Genomic DNA, 20,034 nt, shown 5'->3' on the forward strand with positions numbered 1-20,034 from the left:
ATGCCTGATCCTTGCTAAATACCTGCCCAAACGGGCCAACGCCGTCGGCCGAGCCAGCGAAAGCACCACGCCATGTCCAAGGGACTGATCGACCTGATCTCGATCCTCGATCTGGAGCCGATCGAGGTGAACCTGTTCCGCGGCAACAGCCCGAAGACCAGCTGGCAGCGGGTGTTCGGGGGCCAGGTGATCGGCCAGGCGATGATGGCGGCGTGCCGTACCGTCGAAGGCCGGCTGCCGCATTCGCTGCACTGCTATTTCATTCTGCCGGGCGACCCGCAGGTGCCGATCATCTATCAGGTCGAACGGCTGCGCGACGGCAAGAGCTATGCAACGCGACGCGTCACCGCGATCCAGCACGGCAATGCGATCTTCTCGATCATGGTCTCATTCCACTCTGACGAGGAGAGCGCGTTCAACCACCAGGACAAGATGCCGGACGTGCCGCCGCCGGAGAAGCTGACGGCCGAGGAGATCTCCAAGCAGCCGATGTTTCAGGAGGTCTTCCAGCGGATGCCGGACTTCATCCGCCGCTACTATGAATCCGACCGGCCGATCGAATTGCGCCCCGTCGAGCTCAACCGCTACTTCGGTGAGAAGATCGAGGACGGCCGCATCCACGTTTGGATCAAGACGGCGGCGAAGCTGCCGGACGATCCGGCGCTGCACATGTGCGCGCTGGCCTATGCGTCGGATTTCTCGCTGCTCGACGCCGTCATGGCGCGCTACGGCCGCACCTTGTTCGACAAGCGCATGATGCCGGCCTCGCTCGATCACGCGATGTGGTTTCACCGGCCGTTCCGCGCCGACGAATGGCTGCTCTATGCGCAGGATTCGCCGAGCGCGCAGGGCGGCCGCGGGCTGACCCGCGGCTCGATCTTCAAGCCCGACGGCACGCTGGTCGCCTCCGTCGCGCAGGAGGGATCGATCCGCGAGCGCCGGTCTTAGTTGAATCAAACCGGCTGCGAGCCGCGCGGCACCAGCGCGAACTGCGACAGGTACCAGGCGCTGTACCAGCGCAGCAGCCACGGAATCGGGATGATGAACATGGAGGCGATCGAGACTGCGAGCGTTCGCCACAGCATCTCCAGACCGGACGCGGTGAACACGAGTTCGCGGCGGGAACCCTGGACATTGCGGCAGATCCAGCGCATCCACGCCGTCAGCACCCAGGCCCAGCCGATGATGCTGATGCAGGAGACGAGCAGCAGCAGGTACCAGCCGACATAGGCGAGCGGGTTGCCCTCGAACCGCACCGGCAGCGGCTCGCCATTCGAGGTCAGCTTGGTGAAGACCCAGCGCAGCACCATCCATCCGAGAAAGGCGGGGGCGATGGTCGAGATCAGGCTGAGGATGACGCTGCTGCTGAATCCGAGATAGGTCAGCACGCCCATCGCGATGAAGACGTACCAGATGTCCAGCGGCTGGCCGGTAAATCCGAGATTCGGCCTGCCGGGCACCTGCATCCGCTCGATGACGTAGCGGTAGAGATAGACCGCGGTCCACGGCGTCACCACGACCAGGAACTGGCCGAACACGTACAGCAATGTCCGGCCGAAAAAGCCCCAGGTGTCGAGCTTGACCGCGAGCGCGCCGGAAGGCGCGGCGGCCTCGGTGTTGAACGCGGGCGGCGCTCCCGGTGCCATGCTCGGTACCCCCGACATCAGCCCGGGGATCCGTCCGGCCTTCTCCCAGCCGGCCATGCCGTCGCTCCACAGCAGCGTCTCGGCGGTCACGACGCTCCGCGCGATCAGATCGCGCAGCTCGTCTTCCGAGATCGGGCCCTGTTGCTGACCTTGGGCTGCGTAATACCAGGAACGATTCGACATAGGGGATCCTTGAGGAGAGAAGGCAGAAAAAACGTCCTCAGTCTGTCGTGCGAGAGCTGATTGCGTTCAGTGATATCCGTCACTCCTTGACGTTTTCACTTAACGCTGCGCTGATTTTGTGCCATTTGCCTATGAACAGGCCAAAACAGCCGACCCATTCCTGCCTGCGAAACAGGCTGCTCAGCTCCGAGGAACCCAAGGCCCGCCCATGAAGCTCGTCGTCGCGATCATCAAACCCTTCAAGCTCGACGAGGTGCGCCAGGCCCTCACCGCGATCGGCGTCCACGGCATGACCGTCACTGAGGTCAAGGGCTACGGCCGCCAGAAGGGCCACACCGAGATCTATCGCGGCGCCGAATATGTCGTGAACTTCCTGCCCAAGCTGCGCATCGAGATCGCGGTCAACACGGATATCGCCGACAAGGCGGTCGAGGTGATCACCACGCATGCGCGCACCGGCCAGATCGGCGACGGCAAGATCTTCGTGACGCCGATCGACCACGCCCGCCGCATCCGCACCGGCGAGACCGACAGCGACGCGCTGTAGGTCGCGAGCCCACGGTCCGTCCGCCGCAATGGCGCGGCGGCACGACAACTCTCAATCTGATCCGACATGCCGGGGGGACTGTCATGGGGACCTTTGTGTCTCGTTGCCTGCGCGCGCCTGTGGCCTTGGCCGCGGCCATCATCTTCACCACGCCAGCCTGGGCCGCCGCGCCGTCCACGATCGATCCGGCTGACACGGCCTGGATGATCGTCGCCACCGCGCTGGTGCTGATGATGACCATCCCGGGGTTGGCGCTGTTCTACTCGGGCATGGTGCGCAAGAAGAACGTGCTGGCGACGATGGCGCAGAGCCTTGCGGCCGTGATGCTGATCTCGATCCTGTGGGTCGCGTTCGGCTATTCGCTCGCCTTCGTCGGCGACGGCGCCTGGATCGGCACGCTCGATCGCGCCTTCCTCGCCGGCATGGGGATGGACAGCGTGCATCCCGGCGCCAAGACGATCCCGGAAGCGCTGTTCATGCTGTACCAGATGACGTTCGCGATCATCACGGTGGCACTGGTGGCGGGCTCGGTCGCCGACCGCATGCGGTTCTCGGCCTATCTGGTGTTCGGTGTCGCCTGGTTCATCTTCGTCTATCTGCCACTGGCGCATTGGATCTGGGGCGGCGGCTTCCTCGCCCAGGCAGGCGTGGTCGATTTCGCCGGCGGCCTCGTCGTGCATCTCTCGGCCGGCACCGGCGGGCTGGTCGCGGCGCTGGTGATGGGGCGCCGCCATGGCTATGGCAGCGAGAACCTGTCGCCCTTCGACCTGTCGCTCGCGGTGGTCGGCACCGGCCTGCTGTGGGTCGGCTGGTTCGGCTTCAATGGCGGCTCGGCGCTGGGAGCCAATGCGCACGCCGTGATGGCCATCCTCACCACGCATCTCGCCGCCTGCGCCGGCGCCGTCACCTGGGGCGCGCTGGAATGGTCGACCCGGCGCAAGCCGTCGGTGCTCGGCATGATCTCCGGTGCGGTCGCGGGCCTCGGCACCATCACCCCGGCATCCGGCTACGTCGCACCCTGGCATGGTCTCGTCATCGGCGCGCTCGCCGGCATCATCTGCTACTGGGCCTGCACCTCGCTGAAGCATCGCTTCAACTATGACGACTCGCTCGACGTGTTCGGCGTCCACGGCATCGGCGGCCTCACCGGCACCGTGCTGGCCGGCGTGTTCGCCACGGCGGCGATCGGCGGCACGGCCGGGCTGATCGAAGGCAACCCCAAGCAGCTGCTGTCGCAGCTCTACGGCGTGGCCGTCACCCTGGTCTGGTCCGGCGGCGTCACCTGGGGTCTCCTGAAGCTGGTCAGCGCCTTCGTGCCGCTGCGGGTGTCCCGCGAACAGGAACTCGAGGGCCTCGATATTTCCCAGCACGGCGAGGCCCTGCAGTAATTGGCGGCATCTGACCCGTTCTGAGTCGGAGAAAACTGCCCGCTCAGTGAGCAGCATTGTGTCTTGAGCCTGACCTGCGCAGTTTTTGCGCAGGAATGCCCATTTGATGGGCGCGACCGAATAGCGCAGTCCCCCCGCACCCCCCGGCAGGCTGAAAAGGCCAGCATTCACGGCTCGTTAGCCCTGACCGGCCGTCTGGCACGGCATTTGATTCTATGGCCGCCGGCTGTGCCCGCGTCGTGAAGCTCTCTCCGCGTGGTGAACCTCAGTCGACAGGAAGCGCTCGGTAACGTCCGTACCGGGCCCAAGCGGGGATTGGACCCATGAAAATTGTTATGGCGATCATTAAGCCATTCAAGCTCGAAGAAGTCCGGGACGCCCTGACCGCCATCGGCGTTCATGGTCTCACGGTGACCGAAGTGAAGGGCTACGGCCGGCAGAAAGGCCATACGGAAATCTACCGCGGCGCCGAGTATGCGGTGAGCTTCCTGCCCAAGATCAAGATCGAGGTCGCGATCCCCTCGGACCAGGTCGACAAGACCATCGATGCGATCTCCTCGGCCGCCAAGACCGGCCAGATCGGCGACGGCAAGATCTTCGTCATCAGCCTCGACCACGCCGTGCGCATCCGCACCGGCGAAGCGGACGCTGCGGCACTCTGATTTCGCGCTCAAACCAGAACACTTACGGAGTAGAATAAAATGACGTTCAAACGTCCAACCAGCGCGGGATGGGTTACGCTCGCAATTGCCGGGCTCTGTGTCGCAGGCCTCGCCGATGTGGCATTCGCCGAAGACGCCCCGGCCGCCGCGGCTGCAGCCGCCCCCGTTCCCAACAAGGGCGACGTCGCCTGGATGCTGATCTCCAGCGCGCTCGTCCTGATGATGTCCGTCCCCGGCCTGGCGCTGTTCTATGGCGGTCTCGTCCGCACCAAGAACATGGCCTCGGTCCTGACCCAGGTGTTCGCGATCGTCGCCATGGTCGGCGTGGTCTGGACGCTCTACGGCTACTCGCTCGCCTTCACCGACGGCGGCAGCATGACCTCCTGGATCGGCGGCTTCTCCAAGGCCTTCCTGCACGGCGTCGACGCCAACTCGACGGCGGCCACCTTCTCGAACGGCGTCGTGATTCCGGAACTCGCCTACTTCGTGTTCCAGATGACCTTCGCGATGATCACCCCGGCCCTGATCGTCGGCGCCTTCGCCGAGCGCATCAAGTTCTCGGCGGTGATGCTGTTCGTGCTGCTCTGGGTCACCTTCATCTACTTCCCGATCGCGCACTGGGTCTGGTACATCGCCGCTCCGGATGACGTCGCCAACGCTGCCAAGGCCCTCGCTGCCGCCGGCGACGCTGCTGCCAAGACCGCCGCTCAGGCCAAGCTCGATGAAGTCACCGGTGCGGTCGGCTGGCTCGCCGGCGCAGGCGCCCTCGACTTCGCAGGCGGCACCGTCGTTCACATCAATGCCGGCATCGCCGGCCTGGTGGGCGCGGTCCTGATCGGCAAGCGCACCGGCTACGGCAAGGAGCTGATGGCTCCGCACTCGCTGACCATGACCATGATCGGCGCTGCGCTGCTGTGGGTCGGCTGGTTCGGCTTCAATGCCGGCTCCAACCTGGAATCGAACGGCGTCACCGCGCTGGCCTTCGTCAACACGATGGTCGCCACCGCCGGTGCGGCGCTGTCCTGGCTGCTCTGCGAATGGGCCGTCAAGGGCAAGCCCTCGCTGCTCGGCATCTGCTCGGGTGCGGTCGCCGGTCTCGTCGCCGTCACCCCGGCCTCCGGTCTGGCCGGCCCGATCGGCGCTCTCGTCCTCGGCCTGATCGTCTCCCCGATCTGCCTGTTCTTCGTCTCCACCGTGAAGAACGCGCTGGGCTATGACGACGCGCTGGACGTGTTCGGCGTGCACTGCATCGGCGGCATCATCGGCGCTCTCGGCACCGGCATCCTGGTCAACCCGGCCCTCGGTGGCGTCGGCATCACCGACTACACCAACATCACCGGCAACAACGCCGGCACCTATGACTTCGCCACGCAGATGCTGGCGCAGATCAAGGCTGTCGTCGCCACGCTGGTGTGGTCGGGTGTCGGCTCGGCGATCCTCTACAAGGTCGTCGACGTGATCATCGGCCTGCGCCCGACCGTCGAGCAGGAGCGCGAGGGTCTGGACATCACCGATCACGGCGAGCGCGCCTACAACTACTGAGTTCTCCCGGGACTTGGCCCCACCGGGCCAGGTCCGCAACTTCGGTTCGGGCAAATACCCGGCAATGCCCTGACCGTTGAGGGGCTCCAGCGCAAGCTGGGGCCCCTTTCTTTTTGCGGCGGCATCGTCGCGCCGCGTCGACAACCCACCCCGTAGCTTTACCGGTTCTTAGCCATCCCCGCTTACCTTGCGGCCAGCGGCACCACCGACGCCGCGCGGGAATGGAGGTTGCGATGGCAGAGCGGATGAAGGGCGAGCGCGTCGTCTTCGAGCGCGGCATCCCGGCTTTCATGATGGGCATCGACGGCACCTGGCGGCGCAACTGCACCATCGAGGACGTCTCCGAGACCGGCGCCAAGCTGACAGTCGAGGGCTCCGTGGAGGGCCTGCATCTGAAGGAATTCTTCCTGCTGCTGTCGTCCACCGGACTCGCCTACCGGCGTTGCGAGCTCGCCTGGGTCAATGGCGACCAGATCGGCGTCACCTTCCTGAAACAGGGTGGCAAGAAGAAAGCCAACAAGCGCGCCGCTGCCGAGGTCTGACGGCCGGCTAAACACCGCTGCGGCATCTTGCATCACGACGGCGGCAAGCGGCCGTCGCATATTCGTCATCGGGCCGGGCTATCGCAACCGACCGAGACGATAGATGTTTTTGCGTGGTATGATTCGCACATACCACCTTGGATCGAGATGCCCTGAGATGCCTGTCCACCCGCACAAAGCCATGGTCCTCGCCGCCGGTCTCGGATTGCGCATGCGCCCGCTGACGGACACGATGCCCAAGCCACTGGTGCGCGTCGCCGGACGCCCACTGCTCGATCACGTGCTGGACCGCCTGGCGGAAGCCGGCGTCACCGAGGCCGTCGTCAACGTGCATTACCTCGCCGACCAGATCATCGAGCACACCGCGACGCGCAGCGCGCCCCGCGTGACCATCTCCGACGAGCGCGACCAGGTGCTGGGCACCGGCGGCGGCGTGGTCAAGGCGCTGCCGCTGCTCGGCCACGCGCCGTTCTTCCACGTCAACTCCGACACGATGTGGATCGAGGGCGTGCGCCACAATCTGACCCGCCTCGCCGACGCGTTCGATCCCGAGCGGATGGACATCATGCTGCTGATGGCGCCGACCGCGAGCTCGATCGGCTATTCCGGCCAGGGTGACTACGCGATGCTCGCCGACGGCACCTTGCGCAAGCGGCGCGAGCACCAGGTGGTCCCGTTCGTCTACGCCGGCGCGGCCATCATCTCGCCTTCGATCTTCGACGGCGCACCGTCGGGCGAGTTCTCGCTGACCAAGATGTTCGACAAGGCCAACGAGCAGGACCGCCTGTTCGGCCTGCGCCTCGAAGGCGTCTGGATGCATGTCGGCACGCCGGCTGCGGTGGTGGAAGCCGAAGAAGCGCTGCTGGAGAGCGCGGCGTAATCTCCGACCCGACGCACAGCGTGGCCCGATGTGGCGACGTCTGCGTTCCTCTCCGTCATTGCGAGCGCAGCGAAGCAATCCAGGGCCCCGGGCGTGACTCTGGATTGCTTCGCTGCGCTCGCAATGACGACGAGGTAGGCAGCTGGTTCCAACAACCTCCGCTGTGATCGCCCGGTTGAACCCGGCGATGATAGCGGAGGGCTTGGACTGCCTTACGTGGGGGCGCCATCCGACACCGGAAGATGGGTCACGCAGCTATCAACACCCATCCACACCCCGGATATGACCTTCCGTCCACCGCTCCCTATATAGACGCCTAGATCCACCCGCGAATCGCAGGCCATGCGCGTCTTCACCGTTCCCATCTCCGCGCCGTTCCTGCGCAGCGTGATCGCGGCGCTGGTGGACGGCCGGCTGGTCGACGGGTTCGCAGCCCGCAGCGATCCCGCCCGGCTCGCGACGGCAACGCTGTATCTGCCGACACGCCGCTCGCTCCGGGTCGCGCGCGAGATGTTCCTGGATGAACTGAAGACCGATGCTGCGGTGCTGCCGCGCCTCGTCGCACTCGGCGACATCGACGAGGATGAACTCGCCTTTGCCGAGGATCGCGACGCGTTCCTCGGCCCCGCGCCGCTGGAGATTCCGGAGCGTCTCGACGATCTGCAGCGCCGGCTCACCTTGGCGCGGCTGGTCGCGGCCTGGGCGAAGACGCCGGTGTCGGCGCCGCTGGTGATCGGTGGTCCCGCCTCCACGCTGGCGCTCGCTGGTGACCTGGCGCGGCTGATCGACGACATGGTCACACGCGGCGTGTCCTGGGACGCGCTCGACGCGCTGGTGCCGGATCAGCTCGACAAATACTGGCAGTACTCGCTGGAGTTCCTGCGCATCGCGCGCACGGCGTGGCCGGCCTATCTGCAGGAGATCGAGCGGATCGAGCCGGCGGCGCGGCGGGATCTGCTGATATCAGCCGAAGCCGCGCGCCTCTCGGCGCATCCCGATGGCCCCGTGATCGCGGCGGGATCCACCGGCTCGATGCCGGCGACGGCGAAGTTCCTGCTCGCGGTCGCAAAGCTGCCGCATGGCGCGGTCGTGCTGCCGGGGCTCGACACCGATCTCGACGAAGCCGCATGGAGCTCGATCGGCGGCGCCAAGGATCGTTCCGGCCGCGTGATCACGCCGCCGGCGGTCAATCATCCGCAATATGCGATGCACCTGCTGCTCAAGCGCTTCGGCCTGGAGCGGCGCGACGTCGTTCGGCTCGTGCCGCCCGGCCGCGGCGGCCGCGAGGTGCTGATCTCGGAAGCGATGCGGCCATCCGAGGCGACCGCCGTGTGGCACGAGCGGCTGCGCCAGTTCGACATCGCCGCCAATATCGCGGAGGCGATGGACAATCTCGCCGTCGTCGCCGCGCCCAATCCCGAGATGGAAGCCTTGGCGATCGCGATCGCCATGCGCGAGGCGCGCCATGTCGGCAAGTCCGCCGCGCTGGTGACGCCGGACCGCGCGCTCGCGCGCCGCGTGATGGCCGCCCTGACGCGCTGGCATCTGACCTTCGATGATTCCGGTGGCGACGCGCTGCTGGAAACACCGGCCGGCGTCTTCGCTCGGCTCGCCGCGGAAGCCGCCGCGCGCGGTCTGGAGCCGCCCACCTTGCTGGCGCTGCTCAAGCATCCGCTGTGCCGACTCGGCCGCGCCGCCAACGGCTGGAAGCAAGCGATCGAGACGCTGGAGCTCGCCTTGCTTCGCGGCACCCGTCCGCAAGCCGGCACCAGCGGGCTCGCGCGCGACTTCGCGCGCTTCCGCGACGAGCACACCAAGCTGCACCAAGGCGAAGCGTCGTCGCTGCACCGCGCCGAACCGCGCGCGCGGCTCAAGCCTGAGCAGCTCGACCAGGCGGCCGCGCTGATCACTCAACTGCAGACGGCGCTGGCACCGCTTGAAAATCTCGCCTCTCCGCGACCGCAGGATTTCGCCGAGCTGGCCGCGCGGCATCGCGAGGTGCTGATCGCGCTGTCGACCGACGATGTCGGCCTCACGACTGCGTTCACTGATCGTGATGGCTCCGCGCTGGCGCGCTGCTTCGATGATCTGCTCGCATCCGGCGAGCGCTGCGGCCTGATGGCGCCGCTGTCGGACTATCCGGACCTGTTCCATACCGCCTTCTCCGACCGCGCGGTGCGCCGCCCCGAGCGCCACGGCGCGCAGCTGCAGATCTACGGCCCGCTCGAAGCGCGCTTGATGCAGGCCGACCGCATGATCATCGGCGGACTCGTCGAGGGCATCTGGCCGCCGGCGCCGCGCATCGATCCCTGGCTGAGCCGGCCGATGCGGCATCAGCTCGGCCTCGATCTGCCCGAGCGCCGCATCGGCCTCTCCGCGCACGACTTCGCGCAGCTGCTGGGGGCGCCCGAGGTGATCCTGACCCACGCCGCGAAATCCGGCGGCGCGCCGGCCGTGGCCTCGCGCTTCCTGCATCGCCTCGAAGCCGTCGCCGGTGCCGAGCGGTGGAAGGCGGCGGAGGCACGCGGCGACACCTATGTCCGCTATGCCGAGGTGCTGGACCAGCCCCGCGAGGTGAAGCCGGTCGAGCAGCCAGCGCCGAAGCCACCGCTGGAGGCCCGGCCGCTGCGGATGTCGGTGACCGCGATCGAGGACTGGCTGCGCGATCCCTACACCATCTTCGCGCGATACATCCTGCGGCTCGATCCGCTCGATCCCGTCGACATGCCGCTGTCGGCGGCCGATCGCGGCTCGGCGATCCACGAGGCGATCGGCGAGTTCACGCAGACCTTTGCCAAGGAGCTTCCGCTGCACCCGGCGCATGCACTGCGCGTCATCGGCGAGAAGCATTTTGCGCCGTTGATGGAGCGCCCCGAAGCGCGCGCGCTGTGGTGGCCGCGCTTCCAGCGCATCGCCGGCTGGTTTGCTGCGTGGGAGACCGCGCGGCGCGAGCAGATCGGGGCGATCACCGCCGAGATCCGCGGCGAGATCGGCATTCCATTGGGGCCGGACCGCACGTTCATGCTGTCAGCGCGCGCCGACCGCATCGAGCAGCGCGCCGAGGGCACCTATGCCATCCTCGACTACAAGACCGGCCAGCCGCCGACGGCGAAGCAGGTGCGCATGGGCCTGTCGCCGCAGCTCACGCTCGAAGCCGCGATCCTGCGCGAGGGCGGCTTCGAGGGCATTCCGGCCGGCAGCCTGATCAGCCAGCTCGTCTACGTCAGGCTCTCCGGCAACAATCCGCCGGGCGAGGAGCGCATCCTCGAACTGAAGATCAACAAGAGCGACACGCCGCAGCATCCGGACCAGGCCGCGCAGGAGGCACGCAACAAGCTGGAAGAGCTGATCCGCAGCTTCGAGGACCCCAATCAGGGCTATACCTCGCTGAACCTGTCGATGTGGGCAAACCGCTACGGCAGCTATGACGACCTCGCGCGCATCAAGGAATGGTCGGCCGCGGGCGGACTGGGGGTGGAGGGATGGTGAAGGCGCCCCGCCCCATTCCGCAGGCCGTGCGCGACGCGCAGACGCGCGCGTCGAATCCGGCCGCGTCGGCTTTCGTGTCGGCCAATGCCGGCTCGGGCAAGACGCACGTGCTGGTGCAGCGCGTGATCCGGCTGCTGCTCGATGGCGTGCCGCCGGAGAAGATCCTCTGCATCACCTTCACCAAGGCCGCCGCCGCCAACATGGCCGAGCGGGTGTTCTCGACGCTCGGCCATTGGGTCACGCTCGACGACGACGCGCTCGACAGCGCGATCAAGTCCACCGGCATTCTCACCTCCGACAAGAAGCTCCGCGCGTCGGCGCGAAAACTGTTCGCCAGCGCGCTGGAGACGCCGGGCGGCTTGAAGGTGCAGACCATCCACGCGCTGTGCACGCGGCTGCTGCAACAGTTTCCGTTCGAGGCCAATGTGCCGGCGCGGTTCTCGGTGCTCGACGAGCGCGACCAGACCGAGATGATGGAGCGCGCCAATCTCAAGGTGCTGCTCGACGCGGCCCGCGCGCCGGACAGCGCGGTCGGCCGCGCGCTGCAGGTCGCGATGGCCAATGCCGCCGATTCCACCTTCAAGGAGGTCGTGCGCGAGGCCTGTCTCAGCCGTGATCACTTCATGGCCTGGACCGATGGCGCCGGCCGTGTCGAGGTCGCCGCGCAGCATCTCGGCGAGGTGCTCGGCATCGGCGCTGACGAGACGCTGGAGGCGATCGAGCGCGACATTCTCGACGGCCCCAATCTGCCGCGCGCCGATTGGACCGAGATCGCCGGCCGGCTGGACGGCGGAGCCAAGACCGACCAGAAGCAGGCCGACCAGTTGCGCGCGGCGCTGGCGTTCTCGGGCAGCGATCAGGTCGATGAATATCTTCGCGTCTTCCTCACCGACGACAAGGAACCGCGCAAATCGGTGCTGACCAAGAAGTTCGCCGAGAACAATCCCGGCCTCGCCGGCCTGTTCGACGCGGAAGCGCGCCGGCTCGACCGCCTGATCGAGAAGCGCCGCGCGGCCGTCGTGCGCGACCGCACCGAGGCGCTGCTCCAGATCGCGACCGCGGCGGCCGCGAATTATCGGCGGGAGAAGGAAGAGCGCGGGCTGCTCGACTATGACGACCTGATCGACAAGACGCTGGTCATGCTGAACCGCGTCTCCGCCGGCTGGGTGCACTACAAGCTCGACCGCGGCGTCGACCACGTGCTGATCGACGAGGCACAGGACACAAGCCCGCGGCAGTGGGACATCGTTGCCCACATCATCGAGGAGTTCACGTCGGGCGCCGGCGCGCGCGACGGGCTGACGCGCACGATTTTCGCGGTCGGCGACGAGAAACAGTCGATCTTCTCGTTCCAGGGCGCCGACCCGCATGAATTCGATGCGCGACGGCGCCAGTTGCAGAAGCGCTTCACCGACGCCGGCCTGCTGTTCGATCCGGTGTCGTTCACCTACTCGTTCCGCTCCGGGCCGACGGTGCTGCATGCCGTCGACCATGTCTTCCGCGAGCGCGAGGTCTATAGCAGCATCCATTCGCCTGATATCGGCTACCCCATCCACAACGCGCTGACCGACGCCGGGCCGAGCCTGGTCGAGCTGTGGTCATTGTGCGAGCGCGACGATCGCAAGGAGATCGAGGGCTGGCGCGCGCCGTTCGACGGCGTCTCAGTGACGAGCCCGGAGGTGAAGCTCTCTAGGCGCATCCAGGCGGAGATCAAGCGGCTGATCCGCGTGGGCACCATGACCGGCCATGACGGCGCGCGGCGGCGGCTGAGCTATGGCGACATGCTGATCCTGGTGCGCCGGCGCGGCAATGCGTTCGACGCCGTCATCCAGGCGCTGAAGCACGCCAGCATTCCCGTGGCCGGCGCCGACCGTTTAAAACTGACCGAGCACATCGCGATCATCGATTTGATGAACCTCGCCGACGCGCTGCTGCTGCCGCAGGATGACCTCGCACTGGCGACGGCGCTGAAGAGCCCGCTGTTCGGCCTCGACGATGACGATCTGTTCAAGCTGGCCTGGAAGCGTCGCGGCAGCTTGCGCGAGGCGCTGAGTGCGCATGCCGCTGATGACCCACGACTACAAGCGGTCGTTCGGCGGCTGCAGCAATGCGAGCGTCGCGCGGCCGAGGACACGCCGTTCGCGTTCTACGCCTGGCTGCTCGGCGGCGGTGGCGGCCGGCGGCGCATCCTGGCGCGGCTCGGCCACGAGGCCAACGACGCGCTCGATGAATTCCTGGAGCTGGCGCTGTCCTACGAGCGCAAGGCGCCGGCGTCGCTGCAGGGCTTCGTCGCCTGGCTGCGCGCTGCCGACACCGAGGTGAAGCGCGACATGGAGATCTCGCGCGACGAAGTGCGCGTGATGACCGTGCACGGCGCCAAGGGTCTCGAAGCGTCCGTGGTGTTCCTGGTCGATACGACCTCGTCGCCGGCGGATTCGCAGCGGCTGCGGCTGATCCACGTGCCGCATGGCGAGCGGGAGATCGTGGTCTGGGCCGGACGCAAGGCGGACGATCCGCAAGCGGTTGCGGCGGCGCGGGTGGCGATGCTCAAGGAGACCGAGGACGAATATCGCCGGCTGCTCTATGTCGCGATGACACGCGCTGCGGACCGTCTCGTCATCGGCGGCTGCATGCCGGGCAACATGAACAACGTCCGCGGCGGAAGCTGGTACGACTTGATGGCCCGCGGCCTCGATGCGGCGGGACTGCAGGTCGAGGTGATCGAGACCGAGGACGGGCCGGTCAAGCGCTACGCGCGGGCCGAGGACATTGCCGAGACCGCGAAGGACGAAGCGCGGCAGTTGGTGGAGACAGCGGTCGAACTGCCGTCCTGGCTGCGCACGGCGGCGATCGAGGCGCCCGGCGAGGTTGCCGTGCTCCGCCCCTCCGATCCTTCCGCAGACGAGCGGCCGGTGCGATCAGGCGAATCGCTCGCCGCGCGCAGTCTCGCGATGCAGCGCGGCACGCTGGTGCACCGCTTGCTGCAGTCGCTGCCCGATGTGCCGCCGGAGCGGCGGCAGGAAGCCGCGCTTCGCTATCTGCTGCGCAATGCCCCCGACTGGGTGGAGGACGAGCGAAACAGGCTCGCTGACGGCGTGCTCAATGTGATCGGCGACCCCCGCTTCGCGGCGGTGTTCGCGCCCGGCAGCCGGGCGGAGGTCTCCATCGTCGGCCGGCTCGCACTGGCCGCGCAGCCGGCGGCGCTGGTGTCCGGCCAGATCGACCGTCTGGTGGTCACCGAGGCCGAGGTGCTGATCGTCGACTTCAAGACCAACCAGCAGCCGCCCTCAGGGCTATCCGAAGTGCCCGAGGCCTATGTCCGCCAGCTCGCGCTGTACCGGGCCGTGCTCGGCCAGTTGTACCCCGGGCGGACCGTCCGGGCCGCGCTGCTCTGGACCGAAGCCCCTGAATTCATGGAGCTTCCAGCCTCCGCGCTGGACGCCATGCTGCCATCCCAGCACGACTGAGTGAGCGTGCTTGACCCGGCATGATGCCATTCATACTTTGACACCCACGCCGAGGCGGCGCGATATCAGCGCCGCATCCTCCAACCCAACGAGGTAAATCCCATGGCCGCCGTAGCCAAGGTTTCCGACGCCGATTTCGAAAGCGAAGTGCTCAAGGCCGACGGTCCGGTCGTGGTCGACTTCTGGGCCGAGTGGTGCGGCCCCTGCCGCATGATCGCCCCTGCCCTGGACGAGATCGCGAGCGCGATGGGCGACAAGGTCAAGATCGTGAAGCTGAACGTCGACGAGAGCCCGAAGACCGCCTCGAAGTACGGCGTGATGTCGATCCCGACCCTGATGGTGTTCAAGGGCGGCGAGATGGCCTCCCGCCAGGTCGGCGCCGCGCCGAAGGCCAAGCTGCAGCAGTGGATCTCGTCGTCGATGTGAGCCCGTAGGGTGGGCAAAGCGGCCGCCGTCAGGCGGTAGCGTGCCCACCATCTCTCCGCGAGCTCGCAGCAGGACGGTGGGCACGGCGCAACTGCGATCTCGAATGCAGCGAAAGCACGGGCTCGCCTTTGCCCACCCTACGCATCGACGATTTTTCTCGAACGGCCGGCGGATTCGCCGGCCGTTTGCGTTGAGGGGGTGTGTTTTCGCGTTTCCGGATGTCGCCATGCCCGCCCGCGCCCATCGCTCGCCCTCCCGCAAGTCAGGCCTCTTGGCCATGGAGGCGCGCTCGGTGGAGGCGATCCCGCGTGGCGAGGAGTGGCAGTACGAGCCGAAATGGGACGGTTTTCGTTGCCTGCTCTCGCGCGACGGCGCTCACGTGACGATGCAGTCCAAGGCCGGCGAGGATCTCGCTCGCTACTTTCCGGAGGTGGTCGCTGCGGCACGCGAACTGAAAGCCACCCGCTTCACACTCGATGGCGAGCTGGTCGTGCCGCAAGCAAAGTCGTTCTCGTTCGATGCGCTGCTGCAGCGGATCCATCCCGCCGCCAGCCGGGTGAAGAAGCTGTCGGCCGAGACCCCGGCGCTATTCCTCGCCTTTGACCTGCTAGCGACGGCGAAGGAGAAAGAGCTGATCGCGCAGACGCTGCACGATCGGCGTCCAGTGCTGGAGGCGTTCGCGAAGGCGAACTTCGCGGGACATCCGACCTTCCGGCTGTCACCCGCGACCACGCGCTACGCGACCGCGCAGGACTGGCTGTCACATTCCGGCGGCGGCTCGGACGGCGTGATCGCCAAGCGGATCGACCTGCCCTACCAGGCGGGAAACCGCGACGGCATGCAGAAGATCAAGCGCTATCGCTCGGCGGACTGCGTGATCGGCGGCTTCCGCTACGCCACCAACAAGGGCGCAAACGGCCGCAAGCTGGTCGGCTCGCTGCTGCTTGGTCTCTACGACGACGACGGACTCCTGCATCACGTCGGCTTCACCTCAGCGCTGAAGAGGGACGAGAAGCCCGCACTGACGGACAAGCTCGAGCCGCTGATCTCGCCGCCTGGATTCACCGGCAATGCGCCGGGCGGGCCGAGCCGGTGGTCGACGGAACGCTCCGCGGAATGGTGTCCGCTGAAGCCGAAGCTCGTGATCGAGGTCTGCTACGACCACTTCTCCGGCGAACGCTTCCGCCACGGCACCTCGATCCTGCGCTGGCGCCCGGACAAGGCACCGAAGCAATGCACCTTCGATCAGCTCAAGCAGAAGGTCGCCGATCCCCTGAAGCTGCTCGCCTGATCAGCGGATCCAGCCGGTCGCTAATGCCGAAGCAAATTCGCCGTCGCCATTGGCGCGCGCCAGCTCGGCCATCGCGCTGTTATCATAGGGCACATGGCGGAAGCTCACGCTCCACCCCGCCGCCGTCAGCTCCAGGATCGCGTAGCGCGCGTCGGGCGTGCCGGCCTGCACCACATGCGGATGCGGCACGTTGTAGGAGTAGCCGGGGCTGCCGACACTGCCAGGATTGACGATCAGCCGGCCGTCACGCAGCCGCACGGCCCGCGCGGTGTGCGTATGGCCGCACAGGATCAGCGACTGCGAAATGCCGGCGGCCAGCTTCTCGATCTCATCGAGTGGTGCGCAGGTGATCGCGCCGTCAGCCGCGACACTTTCGAGCCAATAAGTATTGTCGTCCTCCGGCGTCGCATGACAGAGGAAGACCCGGTCGCGATAGACGGCCGTTGCCGGGATCGTGCGCAGCCAGTCGAGATGCCTGGTCTCAAGCTGCGGATAGGCTGGCCGCTCCCACGCGCCCATTGTCTCGAACGGACGATCGATCAGCCAGCGGTCATGATTGCCGCGGACATGAACGGCGTCGAGCGCCATCAGCCTGTCCATCGTCTTGCGCGCATCGAGCGGACCGCTCGCCATGTCGCCGAGATCGACGATCTCGGTCACGCCTTGCGCGCTGATATCGGCGAGCACGGCCTCCAGCGCGAGATGGTTGCCGTGGACATCGGCAATCGCGGCGAACCGCATGGTTGATTTCCTCAGGTCGGCGGCGTGCCGTTGAGGTCGAGCACGTGGCCTGCGAGATAGAGCGACCCCGTGATCAGAATACGCGGCGGCACCTCATAGGCAAGCCGCGCGATGCCGGCGAGCGCGGAAGCAACACCGTCGGCGATCTCGACGCGCATGCCGAGCGTGCGCGCGGCCGCGGCGAGATCGGGGGGCGCCATCGCCTTGCTCTCATTCGGGATCGGCACGACGATGATGTGCCGCGTCAGCCCGGCGAAGTTGCCGAGGAACGCTGCGGCATCCTTGTTGCCCATCATGCCGACGATGACCACGAGCTGACGCGAGACACGCTCCTCAAGATCACCGATCGCGGCGGCGACGACGCGGCCGCCTTCGGCATTGTGCCCACCATCGAGCCAGATCTCCGCGCCCTGTGGCGCAATCGCAGTGAACGCGCCGTTCGACAACCGCTGCATGCGCGCCGGCCATTCGGCGTTGACGATGCCGTCCTCGAACGCCTTGGTTGCCAGCTTGAACTGATCGAGCGCGCGCAAGGTCGCGATCGCGAGCCCTGCATTGTCGAACTGATGCCGGCCGAACAGTCTGGGCGCCGGGAGATCGAGAAGACCGCGATCGTCCTGATAGACGAGCCGATTGCGCTCGACACTGACGTGCCAGCTCTCCCCGGCCGCGAACAAAGGCGCGCGCTGGCGCTTGGCCTCGCGCTCGATCACCGCCATCGCGTCCGGCTCCTGCGCCGCGGAGATCACCGGACAGCCGCGCTTGATGATGGCGGCCTTCTCGGCCGCGATCAGCGCGCGGGTATCGCCGAGGAATTCCATGTGGTCCATGCTGATCGGCGTCAGCACGGAGGCCGCGACCTGCTCGACGACATTGGTGGAATCGAGCCGGCCGCCGAGACCGACTTCGAGCAGCACGACATCAGCGGGATGCTTCGCGAACAGCACGAACGCCGCGACGGTCTTGACTTCGAAGAAGGTGATCGGCGCGCCGGCATTGACCCGCTCGCATTCGAGCAGCGCCGCGATCAGTTCGTTGTCATCGACGAGGACGCCGCCACCGACCTGACCCAGCCGGTAGCTCTCGTTGATGCGGACCAGCCAGGGCGAGGTGAAGACGTGGACGCGCAGGCCCGCCGCTTCGAGCATCGCCCTGAGATAAGCGACCGTGGAGCCCTTGCCATTGGTGCCGGCGACATGGATCACGGGCGGCAGTTTGCGTTCGGGATGATCGAGCTGCGCGAGCAGCCGGTGCATGCGCTCCAGCCCGAGCGAGATCTTGCTCGGATGCAGCGCCGAGAGGCGCGTGATCAGCTCGTCGAGCGAAGGCTTGGGCTGGGCAGAAGCGTTCACGCGCTCGTTGCGACCGCCGGCGCTTCCGCCGTCTCGGCGGGCTTGGCCGGCGGCGGCAGCTGCGGCGCGGGCTTGGCATGCTCGACGGCCGGCGCCTTGGTCAGCAGGCGGCACAGCCGCGCCAGGGTCGGGCGCAGGTCATGCCGATGCACCACCATGTCGACCATGCCGTGATCGAGCAGGTACTCGGCGCGCTGGAAACCCTCGGGCAGCTTCTCGCGGATGGTCTGCTCGATGACGCGAGCGCCCGCGAAACCGATCAGCGCGCCGGGCTCGGCGATGTGGACGTCGCCCAGCATCGCATAGGACGCGGTGACGCCGCCGGTGGTCGGATTGGTCTGGACGACGATGTAGGGCAGCTTGGCCTCGCGCAGCATCTGAACGGCGACGGTCGTGCGCGGCATCTGCATCAGCGACAGGATGCCCTCCTGCATGCGCGCGCCGCCGGAGGCCGCGAACACGATGAACGGCGACTTCTTCTCGACCGCGAGCTCCAGTCCGCGCACGATCGCCTCGCCGGCGGCCATGCCGAGCGAGCCGCCCATGAAGTCGAAATCCTGCACGGCGATGACAACGCCCATGCCTTCGAGCTTGCCGAAGCCGACCTTGACCGCATCGTTCATGCCGGTGCGCGCCCGCGCATCCTTGATGCGGTCGGCGTAGCGGCGCTCGTCACGGAACTTGAGCGGGTCCGGCGTGACCTCGGGCAGCGCGACGTCGAACCACGTCTCGTTGTCGAACATCGACTTCAGCCGCGCCGATGCGCCCATGCGCATGTGGTAGTTGGAGCCGGGGATGACGAACTGGTTGGCCTCGACGTCCTTGTAGAACACGAGCTGTCCGGAATCCGGGCACTTGATCCAGAGGTTCTCCGGCGTCTCGCGGCGCAGGATGTTGCGGATCTTCGGCCGGACCACGTTGGTAAGCCAGTTCATGAAAAGCTCCGTTTTGCGGTCGCCCGGATATATGGCGGGACGGCAGCGCCTCGGCAAGCCATGCCGTGGCGCTCCATACAAGGGTGGTTGATGGCTATTCCGCGGCCTGCTGGGCGCCGCGCACGCCCTGCGCCAGGGCTGCGGCGAGGTCGGCGACCGCGCTGACGGTCTTGGGCGTGGCCCGGCCCTCGGCGTCCAGGCTCGCCTTGAGGGCGTCGACCAGGGCCGTGCCGACCACGGCGCCGTCGGCATTGGCAGCGATGGCGCGGGCGGTCTCCGGTGTCCGGATGCCGAACCCGACGCAGACCGGAAGCGCGGTGTGGCGCTTGATCCGGGCCACGGCGGCGCCGACGGCGGAGGAGTCCGCGGCGGCCGCACCAGTGATGCCGGTGATCGAGACGTAATAGACGAAACCGGAAGTGTTCGCGAGCACGGCCGGCAGGCGCTTGTCGTCTGTCGTCGGCGTCGCCAGGCGGATGAAGTTCAAGCCCGCCTTCAGGGCCGGGATGCACAGCTCGTCGTCTTCCTCCGGCGGCAGGTCGACGATGATCAGGCCATCGACGCCGGACGACTTGGCATCATCAAGAAACTTGTCGACGCCGTAGATGTAGATCGGGTTGTAGTAGCCCATCAGCACGATCGGCGTCGCCGCATCGCTCTCGCGGAAGCTGCGCACCAGCTGCAGCGTCTTCTTCAAGGTCATGCCCGCTTTCAGCGCGCGCAGGCCCGCCGCCTGGATCGACGGTCCATCAGCCATCGGGTCGGTGAACGGCATCCCGATCTCGATGATATCAGCGCCCGCCTGCGGCAGCGCCTTCACGATCGCGAGCGACGTCTCCGGATCGGGGTCGCCGCCCATCACGAAGGTGACGAACGCCGAGCGGCCTTCCTTCTTCAACTGCGCAAAGCGCGCATCCATTCTCGTTGTCATCGGGCGGCCCAG

At 67.0% G+C, this 20,034-nt stretch carries 16 protein-coding genes; 11 read left to right on the top strand and 5 right to left on the bottom strand.

Translation table 11 applies throughout. The features are described 5' to 3' along the window. Positions 1-72: 72 nt before the first annotated feature. Positions 73-948, top strand: coding sequence for an acyl-CoA thioesterase II (gene tesB, locus BRAD285_RS33055; RefSeq protein WP_006611151.1), 876 nt, complete (start codon positions 73-75; stop codon positions 946-948). A gap of 5 nt (positions 949-953) precedes the next feature. Here the strand turns inward: tesB and BRAD285_RS33060 are convergent, their stop codons facing one another. Beyond that, on the bottom strand, positions 954-1,829 hold the full coding sequence (locus tag BRAD285_RS33060; RefSeq protein WP_006611150.1) for a DUF4339 domain-containing protein: 876 nt from the start codon (positions 1,827-1,829) through the stop codon (positions 954-956). Between the two features lie 208 nt (positions 1,830-2,037). Between BRAD285_RS33060 and BRAD285_RS33065 the strand changes: the two genes are divergently transcribed. The 10 genes from BRAD285_RS33065 (at position 2,038) to BRAD285_RS33110 (ending at position 16,063) form a co-directional block, all read left to right on the top strand. Beyond that, positions 2,038-2,376, top strand: a complete 339-nt coding sequence (locus tag BRAD285_RS33065) for a P-II family nitrogen regulator (protein ID WP_006611149.1) — start codon at positions 2,038-2,040, stop codon at positions 2,374-2,376. Positions 2,377-2,459: 83 nt separating this feature from the next. After that, positions 2,460-3,764, top strand: a complete 1,305-nt coding sequence (locus BRAD285_RS33070) for an ammonium transporter (RefSeq protein WP_006611148.1) — start codon at positions 2,460-2,462, stop codon at positions 3,762-3,764. A 323-nt stretch (positions 3,765-4,087) separates the two neighbouring features. Further along, entirely contained in the window at positions 4,088-4,426 is a 339-nt protein-coding gene (locus BRAD285_RS33075) for a P-II family nitrogen regulator (protein WP_006611147.1), read from the top strand. Between the two features lie 39 nt (positions 4,427-4,465). Continuing rightward, positions 4,466-5,968, top strand: a complete 1,503-nt coding sequence (locus BRAD285_RS33080; protein WP_006611146.1) for an ammonium transporter — start codon at positions 4,466-4,468, stop codon at positions 5,966-5,968. Between the two features lie 233 nt (positions 5,969-6,201). Continuing rightward, positions 6,202-6,510, top strand: a complete 309-nt coding sequence (locus tag BRAD285_RS33085) for a PilZ domain-containing protein (protein ID WP_006611145.1) — start codon at positions 6,202-6,204, stop codon at positions 6,508-6,510. Positions 6,511-6,667: 157 nt separating this feature from the next. Then, positions 6,668-7,390, top strand: coding sequence for a nucleotidyltransferase family protein (locus BRAD285_RS33090; protein ID WP_006611144.1), 723 nt, complete (start codon positions 6,668-6,670; stop codon positions 7,388-7,390). A gap of 342 nt (positions 7,391-7,732) precedes the next feature. After that, on the top strand, positions 7,733-10,879 hold the full coding sequence (gene addB, locus BRAD285_RS33095) for a double-strand break repair protein AddB (RefSeq protein WP_006611143.1): 3,147 nt from the start codon (positions 7,733-7,735) through the stop codon (positions 10,877-10,879). Continuing rightward, the gene (addA, locus tag BRAD285_RS33100; protein WP_035645784.1) at positions 10,873-14,346 is read left to right on the top strand and encodes a double-strand break repair helicase AddA; all 3,474 of its coding nucleotides are present in this window, start codon (positions 10,873-10,875) and stop codon (positions 14,344-14,346) included. Before addB ends, addA begins: the two co-directional genes overlap by 7 nt. 102 nt (positions 14,347-14,448) lie before the next feature. Further along, on the top strand, positions 14,449-14,772 hold the full coding sequence (gene trxA / locus BRAD285_RS33105; protein ID WP_006611141.1) for a thioredoxin: 324 nt from the start codon (positions 14,449-14,451) through the stop codon (positions 14,770-14,772). Between the two features lie 277 nt (positions 14,773-15,049). After that, positions 15,050-16,063, top strand: a complete 1,014-nt coding sequence (locus tag BRAD285_RS33110; RefSeq protein WP_006611140.1) for an ATP-dependent DNA ligase — start codon at positions 15,050-15,052, stop codon at positions 16,061-16,063. Here the strand turns inward: BRAD285_RS33110 and BRAD285_RS33115 are convergent, their stop codons facing one another. The 4 genes from BRAD285_RS33115 to trpA all read right to left on the bottom strand — a co-directional run bounded on the left by BRAD285_RS33115 (position 16,064) and on the right by trpA (position 20,022). Next, a complete protein-coding gene (locus BRAD285_RS33115; RefSeq protein ID WP_006611139.1) occupies positions 16,064-16,804 on the bottom strand; it encodes a metallophosphoesterase in 741 nt (246 codons plus the stop codon). An 11-nt stretch (positions 16,805-16,815) separates the two neighbouring features. Next, a complete protein-coding gene (locus tag BRAD285_RS33120) occupies positions 16,816-18,156 on the bottom strand; it encodes a folylpolyglutamate synthase/dihydrofolate synthase family protein (protein ID WP_035645781.1) in 1,341 nt (446 codons plus the stop codon). Further along, on the bottom strand, positions 18,153-19,091 hold the full coding sequence (gene accD, locus BRAD285_RS33125) for an acetyl-CoA carboxylase, carboxyltransferase subunit beta (protein WP_006611137.1): 939 nt from the start codon (positions 19,089-19,091) through the stop codon (positions 18,153-18,155). The genes BRAD285_RS33120 and accD overlap by 4 nt, the downstream gene beginning before the upstream one ends. A gap of 94 nt (positions 19,092-19,185) precedes the next feature. After that, positions 19,186-20,022, bottom strand: coding sequence for a tryptophan synthase subunit alpha (gene trpA, locus BRAD285_RS33130; protein WP_006611136.1), 837 nt, complete (start codon positions 20,020-20,022; stop codon positions 19,186-19,188). Positions 20,023-20,034: the final 12 nt, after the last annotated feature.

The organism is Bradyrhizobium sp. ORS 285 (assembly GCF_900176205.1).
Taxonomy (GTDB): domain Bacteria; phylum Pseudomonadota; class Alphaproteobacteria; order Rhizobiales; family Xanthobacteraceae; genus Bradyrhizobium.

What these genes read in the sequence shown, in the direction of transcription:
- BRAD285_RS33065 (WP_006611149.1), top strand. Translation starts at nt 2,038, where the DNA reads ATGAAGCTCGTCGTCGCGATCATCAAACCCTTCAAGCTCGACGAGGTG.
- accD (WP_006611137.1), bottom strand. Translation starts at nt 19,091, where the DNA reads ATGAACTGGCTTACCAACGTGGTCCGGCCGAAGATCCGCAACATCCTG.
- trpA (WP_006611136.1), bottom strand. Translation starts at nt 20,022, where the DNA reads ATGACAACGAGAATGGATGCGCGCTTTGCGCAGTTGAAGAAGGAAGGC.
- BRAD285_RS33080 (WP_006611146.1), top strand. Translation starts at nt 4,466, where the DNA reads ATGACGTTCAAACGTCCAACCAGCGCGGGATGGGTTACGCTCGCAATT.
- BRAD285_RS33115 (WP_006611139.1), bottom strand. Translation starts at nt 16,804, where the DNA reads ATGCGGTTCGCCGCGATTGCCGATGTCCACGGCAACCATCTCGCGCTG.
- tesB (WP_006611151.1), top strand. Translation starts at nt 73, where the DNA reads ATGTCCAAGGGACTGATCGACCTGATCTCGATCCTCGATCTGGAGCCG.
- trxA (WP_006611141.1), top strand. Translation starts at nt 14,449, where the DNA reads ATGGCCGCCGTAGCCAAGGTTTCCGACGCCGATTTCGAAAGCGAAGTG.
- BRAD285_RS33090 (WP_006611144.1), top strand. Translation starts at nt 6,668, where the DNA reads ATGCCTGTCCACCCGCACAAAGCCATGGTCCTCGCCGCCGGTCTCGGA.
- BRAD285_RS33060 (WP_006611150.1), bottom strand. Translation starts at nt 1,829, where the DNA reads ATGTCGAATCGTTCCTGGTATTACGCAGCCCAAGGTCAGCAACAGGGC.
- BRAD285_RS33075 (WP_006611147.1), top strand. Translation starts at nt 4,088, where the DNA reads ATGAAAATTGTTATGGCGATCATTAAGCCATTCAAGCTCGAAGAAGTC.
- addB (WP_006611143.1), top strand. Translation starts at nt 7,733, where the DNA reads ATGCGCGTCTTCACCGTTCCCATCTCCGCGCCGTTCCTGCGCAGCGTG.
- BRAD285_RS33070 (WP_006611148.1), top strand. Translation starts at nt 2,460, where the DNA reads ATGGGGACCTTTGTGTCTCGTTGCCTGCGCGCGCCTGTGGCCTTGGCC.
- BRAD285_RS33085 (WP_006611145.1), top strand. Translation starts at nt 6,202, where the DNA reads ATGGCAGAGCGGATGAAGGGCGAGCGCGTCGTCTTCGAGCGCGGCATC.
- BRAD285_RS33110 (WP_006611140.1), top strand. Translation starts at nt 15,050, where the DNA reads ATGGAGGCGCGCTCGGTGGAGGCGATCCCGCGTGGCGAGGAGTGGCAG.
- addA (WP_035645784.1), top strand. Translation starts at nt 10,873, where the DNA reads ATGGTGAAGGCGCCCCGCCCCATTCCGCAGGCCGTGCGCGACGCGCAG.